At 56.2% G+C, this 11,014-nt stretch carries 11 protein-coding genes and 1 pseudogene; 5 read left to right on the top strand and 7 right to left on the bottom strand.

Translation table 11 applies throughout. From position 1 onward, the window contains the following. Positions 1-142: 142 nt before the first annotated feature. From Q7V20_RS16950 to Q7V20_RS16925, 6 genes and pseudogenes are all read right to left on the bottom strand, one after another. Positions 143-607, bottom strand: coding sequence for a DUF2846 domain-containing protein (locus tag Q7V20_RS16950; protein ID WP_304793805.1), 465 nt, complete (start codon positions 605-607; stop codon positions 143-145). A 277-nt stretch (positions 608-884) separates the two neighbouring features. After that, the gene (locus tag Q7V20_RS16945; RefSeq protein WP_304793803.1) at positions 885-1,430 is read right to left on the bottom strand and encodes a DUF4256 domain-containing protein; all 546 of its coding nucleotides are present in this window, start codon (positions 1,428-1,430) and stop codon (positions 885-887) included. Further along, a pseudogene (locus Q7V20_RS16940) lies at positions 1,427-1,868 on the bottom strand (VOC family protein). The gene Q7V20_RS16945 and the pseudogene Q7V20_RS16940 overlap by 4 nt, the downstream one beginning before the upstream one ends. Positions 1,869-2,120: 252 nt before the next feature. Next, a complete protein-coding gene (locus Q7V20_RS16935) occupies positions 2,121-3,206 on the bottom strand; it encodes a GTP pyrophosphokinase family protein (protein ID WP_304793801.1) in 1,086 nt (361 codons plus the stop codon). Positions 3,207-3,363: 157 nt separating this feature from the next. Beyond that, positions 3,364-4,146 (bottom strand): hypothetical protein, encoded by a 783-nt coding sequence (locus Q7V20_RS16930; protein ID WP_304793799.1) that lies wholly within the window; start codon positions 4,144-4,146, stop codon positions 3,364-3,366. 174 nt (positions 4,147-4,320) lie between these two features. Beyond that, positions 4,321-5,289, bottom strand: a complete 969-nt coding sequence (locus tag Q7V20_RS16925; protein ID WP_304793797.1) for a hypothetical protein — start codon at positions 5,287-5,289, stop codon at positions 4,321-4,323. Between the two features lie 670 nt (positions 5,290-5,959). Between Q7V20_RS16925 and Q7V20_RS16920 the strand changes: the two genes are divergently transcribed. Genes Q7V20_RS16920 through Q7V20_RS16910 form a run of 3 tightly spaced genes read left to right on the top strand, consistent with a single transcriptional unit; the run spans position 5,960 to position 9,268 of the window. Then, positions 5,960-7,984, top strand: a complete 2,025-nt coding sequence (locus tag Q7V20_RS16920) for an NADPH-dependent 2,4-dienoyl-CoA reductase (RefSeq protein WP_304793794.1) — start codon at positions 5,960-5,962, stop codon at positions 7,982-7,984. Positions 7,985-8,021: 37 nt separating this feature from the next. Further along, on the top strand, positions 8,022-8,459 hold the full coding sequence (locus Q7V20_RS16915) for a nuclear transport factor 2 family protein (RefSeq protein ID WP_304793792.1): 438 nt from the start codon (positions 8,022-8,024) through the stop codon (positions 8,457-8,459). Further along, complete coding sequence (locus Q7V20_RS16910) at positions 8,456-9,268, top strand: crotonase/enoyl-CoA hydratase family protein (RefSeq protein ID WP_304793789.1); 813 nt, start codon at positions 8,456-8,458, stop codon at positions 9,266-9,268. The genes Q7V20_RS16915 and Q7V20_RS16910 overlap by 4 nt, the downstream gene beginning before the upstream one ends. A gap of 26 nt (positions 9,269-9,294) precedes the next feature. On the opposite strand, the gene Q7V20_RS16905 is transcribed toward Q7V20_RS16910, so the two are convergent. Then, complete coding sequence (locus Q7V20_RS16905) at positions 9,295-9,603, bottom strand: hypothetical protein (RefSeq protein WP_304793786.1); 309 nt, start codon at positions 9,601-9,603, stop codon at positions 9,295-9,297. A 170-nt stretch (positions 9,604-9,773) separates the two neighbouring features. On the opposite strand from Q7V20_RS16905, the gene Q7V20_RS16900 reads away from it, so the two are divergent. Further along, positions 9,774-10,196 (top strand): organic hydroperoxide resistance protein, encoded by a 423-nt coding sequence (locus Q7V20_RS16900; protein ID WP_304793783.1) that lies wholly within the window; start codon positions 9,774-9,776, stop codon positions 10,194-10,196. 121 nt (positions 10,197-10,317) lie between these two features. Beyond that, positions 10,318-11,014, top strand: a 697-nt coding sequence (locus Q7V20_RS24385) for a C40 family peptidase (RefSeq protein WP_370652490.1), incomplete at its 3' end; no start/stop codon positions are given.

Here is an 11,014-nt window from a genome sequence, read left to right as displayed (position 1 = left end):
CGGGCGTGCTCATCTGTTCAGATCCTCAAAACTCCCAGAAACTGAGCGTCATTGAACCGAAAACCCAGAGTTCTGACCATCCCCAATTGCACGACTCGCCCTGTATTCATCGGGGGTGTGGTGGTTTTGCAAGGCCGACTCTTTACTTCACGGAGTTGCACTTGCCCGTTTTGGCAAGTTCCAGCGAAGCGATGTCTGCCTTACCCTGGGCTTCGGTCACTTGCTCCAAACCTGCGCCACCGACAAACACGCCCATTTTGATGAACTGGCGGATGAAGTAGTTCTTGCCACTTTCCAACATGAGCTCGAGGCTGTTGTCCGAAAATTCGGATTCGGTATCGATCTTGTGGTTCTTGCCACCTTGGACTTCGGTGTAGAAGAACACATCTGGCGCGCTTTCGCCCACGCACTTGCCGTCAACCAGAATGTCTTTCTTCAGCGCCTTGCCGACGAAACTGTTGCGGTAGATGTAAAGCCCGGCATTGCCTTGCGTTGGCGGATTGAATTCCTTTGCCTTCGATGACTCTGCTTTCGAGGCCATGTCGACAGATGCGCATCCGGACATCAAAACGACGGCGGCGAGTGCAAAGGTGGTGAAAATCTTCATGTCGGGTAATACCTTGATTGGTTGAGAATTGACTTGGAAACACAAGAGCTTTGGTCAAAAGCGTTCATCGCTCATGGCAGGCATCGCTCCATGCAGGGCGACGCGTATTTCCGATCAATGGAACCAATCCCCTTGCCTCCCGGCAAGTGATCCGATCATTCAACATCTTTGACGTCTCCCTGTACATCCACCGTGATCACTGCTTCACGGTTGGAACACCGATCATAGCCACAGTTTGTTACAGACGATTCGTCAGAAACCCGAAGCCGCGACCAGATCAGACTTGGAACAAGCCCCGAAAGCCTCTGGCGGCGTAGTACGACTGCACGCCATTGTGATAAACGAAGACTTGGCCATAGCGCCGGTCACAGAACAGGGCGCCGCCGAGGGCCCTCACCTCGGGTGGCGTTTTGATCCAGCTGGAGGTCTTCAAGTCGAAGTCGCCGAGCTTTTGCAGGGCGCGGTATTGCGCTTCGGTCAGCAGGTCGATGCTCATGGCGGCAGCCATTTCGACGGCGCTGTGGTCGGGCTTGTTCTCTTTTCGGGCGGCTCGGGCTTCGCCGTCATAGCAGGTGCTTCTGCGGCCGGTGGGGCTTTCTGGGGCGCAGTCGCAGAAGGTGAAGTGGCCGGACTTGGGGTCTTGGCCGATGACGTCGGGTTCGCCGCCTGTGGATTCCATGGCTTGCAGCGATTCGAGGGCGGCGGGGTTGGCTTCAAGCGTGGTGGCCACGTCGGCCCAATCGATGCCGACATGCCGGGGCATGTTTTGATCGAAGCGAGCTTTCAGGGTTTGGAGAAGTTGTTTGCGGTCTGGCGATTTCATGGCTGGCCCAATTGTTCGGCAAGGGTGACGATGATGCCCTCAGGCCCTCGGATGTAGGCCAGCAGGTAGGAATCTTCGTACTGCATTTCTCCGATGATTTCGGCCCCGAAGGCTTGCATGCGGGCGACGATTTCGCCAATGTCACTGACATTGAACATGATGCGGCGAAGGCCCAGCGTGTTCACGGGTGCTTGCGCAGGTCCATGCCTGACTGCTTCAGGCGTGTGGAACTTGTCCAATTCGACGCCTTGACCATCGGGCGTCCGCAGCATCGCCAGCGTGGCGCGGACGTCTTTGAGCCCGATCAGTTTGCCGATCAGAGGGCCTTCCACCGTGGTTTCGCCTTCGAGCGTGAGTCCCAGTTCGATGAAGAAAGATCTCACGGTTTGGAGGTCGTCGACAACAACCAAAACAATTGTCCATTCGTTTAAGCGTCATATCGGTCGAGCCTTTTGTGTTTGCAGATTTTCTTGAATGCACCAAATGACGCCGCTGGAATTAAGGAAAGCCAAACGCTCGCCTTAACAGGCCGCTGCGAGCGAAGCCGGAAGACGTCTTTTTGAACAACCAGCTAGGCTCCGGATAGATGCTTGAACGGCGATGTTGGCGTTCGCGCAAAGGCACGGCGTTGCAATTTTCATTTTAAATGATACCGATGCTTGAGCTGTTCCTGCAGGCTTAAATGGAAATTTATGGGAAATCCTTTAGTAGCTCGGTAACCTCACGCGCAGTATGCTCCTCATCTTCTGACACCGGGTTTCTAATGCCAAATTTTCGGTAATAAGCGGCAGCAAGATCTATATTCTGGATGGCCCCCGCCAGCATATGGCAAAGATAAAATATTGAAATCCCTCCGCCAACATCAGGCTCATTATCTGCGTCGATTAAATTTGGCTCTTCCCCCCATTTTTCGGCAAGTTCTTGAATTTTTATTTTGTATTTCCCAAGCAATTCTTCGACTTCCGCAATATTTTTTATATTGAAGTGCGTCAACCTCTCGATGTCACCGTCAATGTTGTATTCGCTTTCACTGAGTTTGCAGTTAAGTCCTGATGCAATAAACGCATCAACCTCTGCAACAAGAGGGGAGCTTCTTACGAAATCAAGAAGTGATATTCTATCAATTTCTATTTTTCTCGCGTCATTTTTTATATTGACTGAAATTTCTTCCTGATACTTACTCAGGAACTCTCTAATTTGCACGAATTCATCATCTCCGAGTTCCAGTAGGCCCGCCAGCCTCGCAAACTGCCTTCTTATTAGAGAAGGCACTTCTCCTTTTGTTTTGTAACCCAAATCATGTTCTATTTCCGCCCAAGCATGCTGAAGTATGGATCGGATTTGTATCTCTGCCTTCAAATTACCAAAATCTCTATTCTCTTTGAGAGTAATACGTGACGTCGGCAGGGATACTACATAGTGGACTGACAAGTATCCAAATCTATCCGGGTCCAACGTGGACCTCTTGTCGATAGAATTTTCTTTATCCACAGTGAATTCTTCTTCGATAATTTTAGAAATTGCATCAACCTGGTCCGAAAAATAGGTTATGACTCGGATGCCGACTAGATCTGTTACATCGCTTAGTAAACCGTAGTTCTGGCCCTTTTTTGCAATTTTCTTAACTAGGCTAGATCTATCTTTTGTTCGTGATGAAATCGAATGAACGAAAACCCCTTCAGCATTCAACAGTTGCCGAAGGAGCGCTTCCATTTGAGAGCGAAAGGCTTCATGAAGGCCCCTAGTATTATCGTACTCCAGTATGAGTGCGCTCATATTATTTTCCTGATGTTGTGGCTGCTATCTTAAGAGGGCGAACGCCCGCATTAACAGGCGGCTGCCACCGAAGCTGATAGGCGGACCGGGTTGAACTTGCAGAAGGCTATGGCAGCGGCTCGGTTATGTATTTGCATTTGCTAGTCGACGCAAATGACTACGACAAAGATTTCACTTGCTTCCACGCTTCAACACCTAAGCGTGTCATGGCGTCGAAGGCGGCTTGCTTGTAAGTGCGGTACTCGTGGTCATTAAAATTCCTCGAGCCGACTGCTGCCTGTTGGAAACATTGCTGCGTAAATTGCAGCGCGCTTTGAATTGCGTCCCGCAGCGCGGCTTGGTCCGGCTTAGCAGGATTTAGCATGAGGGTGATCATGTTGCATTCCGCCATGATCTCGGCAGACATATCGTCAAGTTGCTGCTGTGTTGTTGTACCTTGGTTATGAGCGACTGGCCGCTTTAATAGGTTGTACTGAAAGTCCAGTTGCTGATACAGCGTGGACATTCTCTGGCGAATGTCTTGTAGCCACCGAAGACGTTCTGTAGCTATAACATTTGCCTGCAGACGCTTGCTCTCCAGTTCGATATCGGACTTGGCCTTTTCTCTAGCAACCAAGTAACTAGCGAATGCGCCCGCAAATGCACCAAGTACACCAGCGGAAGCCGAGATGAGTGCGATAAGGGTAGAAGAACTCTGAAGAGTATTGTTCGTCGGAGTAGACGCGACGGTTGTCGTGGGCATCGGCGGTACGGCAAAATTTTGGGTAATCGAGTTTGAGCCGCAGAGCACCTTTATTTCAGGTCGAACTGTTGGTGCGATTAACCGACTTTGCGTAGGCCGAGGAGAGCACTCTTGCTTTGCAGCAGTGTCTTGGGACCAAACATCATTGGCGTTAGTCAGCAGTGCTAGGAGGAAAAATGTTGGGAGCTTTGAATACATAGTCGTTGCCAGTGTGTATCGCGTCGCGGAACGATTAGCTAGGGTGTTGTTAGAAGAGCCTAACGCCAGCGTGAACAGGCGGCTAGCAGCGGAGCTGGTAGACGTCCTATTGAACAACCATTTAGGCTGGAGGCAGATGCAAGGCGCGTGAAATTTCTATTCATAAGAATATCGCTACTCAATATTCATGTTAAATGTCCTATTGAGATGAGTGCCCTGTTCTGAAATGATCGATAAGAGTTCTGGTGATTCGATCTTAAAAGGGCGCTTCCGGTCAATGTACGTAGTGTTAAATATCCATGTTCCATTGATATATAGTGCGTTTGATGTATGTGCAATTTGCTGGAAAAACCACCGCCGCATGTTCGGTGCATCGGCAACCAAAAATGGGGCTACTCTCTCATTGGCTTGCGTCTCTTCGGGAGTTTCTTGCGTACGAGATCCCTGGAGTAAAAGTCTGATTGTTGGCTCTTGCATAAAGTGTTCAACATCCGGGTACTCAAAGCCTCGGTATTTCGCGGCAGCGGCGGGAGCCATAATTGTTAGCTGTGGACCATGCTTTATTTTGTTGTAGCAAGATGCTAAGAGAGCCCCTTTTGGGCTCGCCAATGGTTCGACGCATCCTCGTATATAGTGGCCGAGGTTATTCCAGAACAGCCTTAGCTCAGGCGGAACCAATTTGACGCTAGGATGTCGTTTCCAGTTTATTCCAAAAGTGGCGGGCAGTTCTTCATCACTCAAGGAAAGTAGGTCGTTAAGATATTGCCGGGGATAAATATCGACTCTTTTTTTGGTGGTAATATATTTTTGTTTAATATCGCTGGCATAGCTTTCAGGGAGATCCCCTTTGGGGCTGGATAGACGCAAAGAGAGGCGTTCTAGAATGTCCGGCAAGGATTTCGATTTGTCTAATTGCCAAAGTGACCAAGCGATATGCATGCTTAGTGCATCTTCAACTACCAAACCTGCCGTTTGATAGAAGCTTGCCAGCGCAGCAAGTTTTTGTAGCTCGCTGGAATTTTTGTTTTCTATTACATCAAGTTGCTGGCGACTGGTGACAACTCTGAGCCAGCAACCGTAGTCAAGGTATGAGTTTAGAAACTGCTCATTTGAGATGTCTTGCTCAGAGTTTGGGCCTGTCACGAGGCTAGTGCTAAGGAATGTCTTGGTGCTATTCGGGGGATACATGTTTTTGGGTAGCCTAACTACCATTTAGGTATCAAAAGCGCACATATCACCTCTCAAGGCCAAGATATGCATCACCTCAACCAATAACCCAGGCAAAACACGCCTTGCGCGTCCAGCAAAGTCCAACCTCTTGCCTCCCGGCAAGCACAACCATCTTTTCGCCATTTTCAGCAGCCTCCCTGTTCTCGCACCGTGAGCACATCGTCACGAACGGAGCGCATTCAGCATAGACCACTGCCGGTAAGAGGTCAATTCGCAAAGCCCTGAACGCGGGCCGCCGAGCAAAAAGCTCGGCGTGTGCCCCAAATAGCTGCGAGCCTGAAGCTCAAAGCTCGGAGCAAAAACTAAAAAAGCCTCATACACCGAGCTCAAAGCCTGGCGAGTGCCCCTAAAAGGTTTGCGCAATAAGCCAATAGCTCCGCACACCGAGTTCAAAGCTCGGGCCATCAAGCAAAAAAGCTTTGCGCGCAAAGCTCAATGCCCCGCGCACGCCCTCAAAAAGGGCATCACCCGAGCGCAAAACCTGGCGCGCCGCACTTTTATGCAACCAGTTGCATAAATCCACCCCATCCCCTACAGTCCTGCAACTGATTGCATAACCCCTCCGCTTGCAAGGCCCCCACACATGCCCACCCCCTACCCCCACCTCCTGCAACCCCTCGACCTCGGCTTCACCACCCTCCCCAACCGCGTCATCATGGGTTCCATGCACGTGGGCCTGGAAGAAGCCAAGGACGGTTTCAACCGCATGGCCGCCTTCTACGCCGAGCGGGCGCGCGGCGGTGTGGGCCTGATCGTGACGGGCGGCATCGCCCCCAATGACGAAGGCGCGCCCTTCCCCGGCGGCTCGCGCCTCACCACGCAAGAAGAAGCCGACCACCACAAGGCCGTGACCGAGGCCGTGCACCGCGAAGGCGGCAAGATCGCCTTGCAGATCCTGCACTTCGGCCGCTACGCCTACCACCCCGGCCTGGTCGGCCCCAGCGCCATCAAGGCGCCCATCAGCCCCGCCACCCCGCGCGCGCTCACCACCGATGAAGTCGCCAAGACCATCGACGACTACGCCCGCTGCGCCGCACTGGCCCAATCGGCCGGCTACGACGGCGTCGAGGTCATGGGCTCCGAGGGCTACCTGATCAACGAGTTCATCGCCGCCCGCACCAACCAGCGCGACGACGAATGGGGCGGCAGCTACGCCAACCGCATCCGCTTCCCCATCGAGATCGTCAAGCGCGTGCGCGAACGCGTCGGCCCCAACTTCATCATCATTTACCGCCTGTCCATGCTCGACCTGGTCGAAGGCGGCTCCACGTTTGAAGAGGTGGTGCAACTGGCCCAGGCCATCGAAGCGGCCGGCGCCACGATCCTCAACACCGGCATCGGCTGGCACGAGGCGCGCATCCCCACCATCGCCACCAAGGTGCCGCGCGCGGCCTTCGCCTGGGTCACGCAGAAGATGAAGGGCCACGTGGGCATCCCCCTGGTCGCCACCAACCGCATCAACACGCCCGAAGTGGCCGAACAACTGCTGGCCGATGGCTTCTGCGACATGGTCTCGATGGCACGCCCGCTGCTGGCCGACGCCTTCTTCGTGCAAAAGGCCAAGGAAGGCCGCGCGGACGAGATCAATACCTGCATCGGCTGCAACCAGGCCTGCCTGGACCACACCTTCGGCGGCAAGATCACCTCCTGCCTGGTCAACCCGCGCGCTTGCCACGAAACGCTGCTCAACTTCCCGCGCACCACGCAAGTCAAGCGCATCGCCGTGGTCGGCGCTGGCCCGGCGGGCTTGAGCTTCGCCACCTATTCGGCCGAGCGCGGCCACGACGTCACCTTGTTCGAAGCTGGCCCCGATGTGGGCGGCCAGTTCAACGTCGCCAAGAAGGTGCCGGGCAAGGAAGAGTTCTATGAAACCCTGCGCTACTTCCGCAAGCAACTGGCGCTGACGGGCGTGAAAACGCAGTTCAACCAGCGCGTGACCGCGGAAGACTTGATCAACGGCAAGTTCGATGAAGTGGTGCTGGCCACCGGCGTGTCGCCCCGCACGCCGCCCATCCCCGGCGTTGACCACCCCAAGGTCGTCAGCTACCTTGATGTGCTGCGCGACGGCAAGCCCGTCGGCGACGTGGTCGCCATCATCGGCGCGGGCGGTATCGGCTTCGACGTGGCCGAATACCTCACGCACGCTGGCGAAAGCGCCAGCCTCAACCCCACCAAGTTCTACGCCGAATGGGGCATCGACACAACCTACGCCGACCGTGGCGGCATCAAGCCCGCTGACCTGGAAAAGTCACCCAAGCAGGTCTACCTGCTGCAACGCAAGACCAGCAAGGTGGGCGACGGCCTGGGCAAGACCACGGGCTGGATCCACCGCACGGGCTTGAAGAACCGCGCCGTGCACATGATCGCGGGCGTGACGTATGACAAGGTGGACGACGCCGGCCTGCACATCACCGTGGGTGGCGAGCCCAAGCTCATCCCCGCCGACACGGTGATACTGTGCGCAGGCCAGGATCCATTGCGCGAACTGCAGGCCGATTTGCAAGCCGCTGGCTGCAAAGTGCACCTGATCGGTGGCGCCGACGTGGCCGCCGAGCTGGACGCCAAGCGCGCCATCAAGCAAGGCGCCGAGTTGGCCGCCGCCATCTGACACCTGACGCCCATCGACCTCACCGGAGCTTGAGACCATGACCAGTCCCCAGATGAAGCCCGCCGCAGCCGCCTCCCTCGCCTTGTGGCACGAGATGGTGTCCCTTCAAGACATGGGCCGCCTGCCCACCATCCTGAACGATGCCGCCGTGTTCCGCTCACCCATGGCCTTCAAGCCCTACGTGAGCGCCACGGCCGTGAACCTCATCCTCAACACCGTGATGAAGGTGTTCACCCAGTTTGAATACCACCGCCAACTGGTGTCCGAGGATGGCTTGAGCGTGGTGCTGGAGTTCAGCGCCGTGGTGGATGGCAAATCGCTCAAAGGCATCGACCTGATCCAATTTGACGAAGCCGGCCTGATCGTGGACTTCGAGGTGATGGTGCGCCCCTTCAATGCCTTGCAAGCCTTGGGTGCCGAGATGGGCGCCCGCCTGGCTGCCTACCTGCCAGCCTACAAAGAAGCCAAAGCATGACTTACGAAACCTTGACCGTCACCCTGGCCGACCACATCGCCACCGTGCGCTTGAACCGGCCCGACAAAGCCAACGCCATGAACCTGGCGATGTGGCACGAGATCCGCCAGGCCTTCCAGTGGATCGACGCCACGCCCGAGGCCCGCGTGGCCATCATCGAAGGCGAAGGCAAGCACTTCACCTCCGGCATTGACCTGACCATGATGATGGGCCTGCAAGCGCAGATCAAAAGCGATTGCGACGGCCGCACCCGCGAAAACCTGCGCCGCATGATCCTCGACCTGCAAGACACGCTGACCAGCATGGAACGCTGCCGCAAGCCCGTGCTGGCCGCCATCCATGGCGCCTGCGTGGGCGGTGGCATCGACCTGATCACCTGCACCGACATGCGCTACTGCAGTGCCGAGGCCTACTTCACCATCAAGGAAATCGACATTGGCATGACGGCCGACGTGGGCACCTTGCAGCGCCTGCCCAAGCTGATCAGCGATGGCATGGCCCGCGAGCTGGCCTACACCGGCCGCAAGGTGCTTGCGGCCGAGGCCAAAGAGATCGGCCTGGTCAACCGCGTGTTCGAGTCGCCCCAGGCCCTGCGCGACGGCGTGCGCGAGATCGCGGCCACCATCGCGGCCAAATCACCGCTGTCGATCCGGGGCACCAAGGAAATGATCCTGTATGCGCGTGATCACAGCGTGGCCGATGGCCTGAACTACATCGCCACCTGGAACGCCGCCATGCTGATGTCTACCGACCTGCAAGCGGCCATGATGGCGCAGATGAGCAAGCAGGCGCCCGAGTTTCTGGACTGAAGCCTCAGCCTCGGTCAACTCGTCAATCAATCCCGATCAACGGGCTTGCGGGGCTTGTTGTCCGGTTTTTGAAATGACTTGGGGCGGAACACATTGCCGTCCCAATCGCCCCGGGTGCGGGCCCGGTTGATCACGGCCTGGGCTTCCTTGGCCGCTTTTTTCTTGGACACGCGCCAACGCCAGGTTTTGACCACCCAGGTGCTGGCGCGATGCCAGTTGCCCAGCACGGTGCGGTCAAGCCGCTCACGGCGTCGGCTGCCGATCATCAACCGCACCAGCATGACCAGGCACGCTGCGGCAACTGACAGGGCTATCGTCTTTTCGATCAGAGACATTGCTCGTATCCATCCATCCTGGCCTCCATCGTAACGAATAAGGGGGCCGCCGTCCTCCCCTCCAAACGTGGTGTTCAGAGCCCCCACGGGCACCGGGGCCATTGCGTCCGCCCTAAAATTAAGTTGTACACAATTTAATTCAACCTCAACCGCACTCTCTGGAGCCCACCATGTCACTTGAAAAAATCGTCTACACCGCCCACGCCACCGCCACCGGGGGCCGCGAGGGCCGCGCCGTGTCGTCCGACAACCTGCTGGATGTCTCCCTGGCGCTTCCCAAGGAAATGGGCGGCAATGGCAAAGGCACCAATCCGGAACAACTGTTCGCCGCAGGCTACTCGGCCTGCTTCCTGGGCGCCATGGGCTTCGTGGCCGGCCAGAAAAAAACACCCCTGCCCGCCGGCACCAATGTGCAAGGCGATGTGTCGATCGGCCCGATCCCCACCGGTTTCGGCATCCAGGCCACGCTGAATATCACCCTGCCAGGCATGCCCGCTGACGAAGCCAAGGCACTGGTGGATGCGGCCCACATCGTCTGCCCTTACTCCAACGCCACGCGCAACAACATCACCGTGACCTTGAACGTGCTGTAACCAGCGGGTACACCCGGGCACGAATGGGCGCATGTTTCTTGAGGAATCGGTGATAACGTGATGTTTTGACCGTGTTTTTCGGGTTGACGTCAGTCGCGAAGTCAACTTAAGCTTGCGCCCCATGCCCTTTGCGTTTTGCCGTAGCAACCCAGCCTTTGCCAAAGTCGCCAGCGCCAAGCTGAGCCAGACTTTGAACGCTGGGTGCTCTGCGGCCACCATTTTGGCGGTTTGCCTGGCGTTTTCGGCCTCATCGGCCAGTGCCCAAACGGCCAATCAGCCCCTCAGCCCTGATGCCGTTGCGGCCATCACCGCCTTGACGGGCCAGGCCCCTGCGGCCAACGCCACACCAGCCCCCACTGAAAACAACGCTGATCCCATCAGCCGCTTCTTGTCAGACAAAGGCTTGCTCAACACCAAGCCAGTCACCGAACTGGCCCAGCAGGTTCGCGACAAGGCCACCAATGTGGCGTCTGAACTCGTGCTGTCAGCCATGAATTTCCTGGGCGTGCCCTACAAGCGCGGCGGCCAATCGTCTGAAAGCGGTTTCGACTGCAGTGGCTTCACCCGCCATGTGTTTGAAAACAGCGTGGGCCTGATCCTGCCGCGCCGCGCTTCTGAACAAGCCAATTCGCCTGACCTGGTGTCGGTCAAACAGGCCGAACTCAAGCCCGGCGACTTGGTGTTCTTCAACACCTTGCGCCACACTTTTTCGCACGTGGGCATTTACATCGGCGACAACAAGTTCATCCACTCGCCCCGCGCTGGTGGTGAGGTTCGGGTGGAAGACATGCGTTTGTCTTACTGGCAAAAGCGCTTTG

The sequence above is a fragment of the Aquabacterium sp. genome, from assembly GCF_030652515.1.
GTDB lineage: Bacteria > Pseudomonadota > Gammaproteobacteria > Burkholderiales > Burkholderiaceae_C > Aquabacterium.
This window is presented reverse-complemented; position numbering and strand designations above follow the sequence as displayed.

What these genes read in the sequence shown, in the direction of transcription:
- Q7V20_RS16950 (WP_304793805.1), bottom strand. Translation starts at nt 607, where the DNA reads ATGAAGATTTTCACCACCTTTGCACTCGCCGCCGTCGTTTTGATGTCC.
- Q7V20_RS16945 (WP_304793803.1), bottom strand. Translation starts at nt 1,430, where the DNA reads ATGAAATCGCCAGACCGCAAACAACTTCTCCAAACCCTGAAAGCTCGC.
- Q7V20_RS16935 (WP_304793801.1), bottom strand. Translation starts at nt 3,206, where the DNA reads ATGAGCGCACTCATACTGGAGTACGATAATACTAGGGGCCTTCATGAA.
- Q7V20_RS16930 (WP_304793799.1), bottom strand. Translation starts at nt 4,146, where the DNA reads ATGTATTCAAAGCTCCCAACATTTTTCCTCCTAGCACTGCTGACTAAC.
- Q7V20_RS16920 (WP_304793794.1), top strand. Translation starts at nt 5,960, where the DNA reads ATGCCCACCCCCTACCCCCACCTCCTGCAACCCCTCGACCTCGGCTTC.
- Q7V20_RS16915 (WP_304793792.1), top strand. Translation starts at nt 8,022, where the DNA reads ATGACCAGTCCCCAGATGAAGCCCGCCGCAGCCGCCTCCCTCGCCTTG.
- Q7V20_RS16910 (WP_304793789.1), top strand. Translation starts at nt 8,456, where the DNA reads ATGACTTACGAAACCTTGACCGTCACCCTGGCCGACCACATCGCCACC.
- Q7V20_RS16905 (WP_304793786.1), bottom strand. Translation starts at nt 9,603, where the DNA reads ATGTCTCTGATCGAAAAGACGATAGCCCTGTCAGTTGCCGCAGCGTGC.
- Q7V20_RS16900 (WP_304793783.1), top strand. Translation starts at nt 9,774, where the DNA reads ATGTCACTTGAAAAAATCGTCTACACCGCCCACGCCACCGCCACCGGG.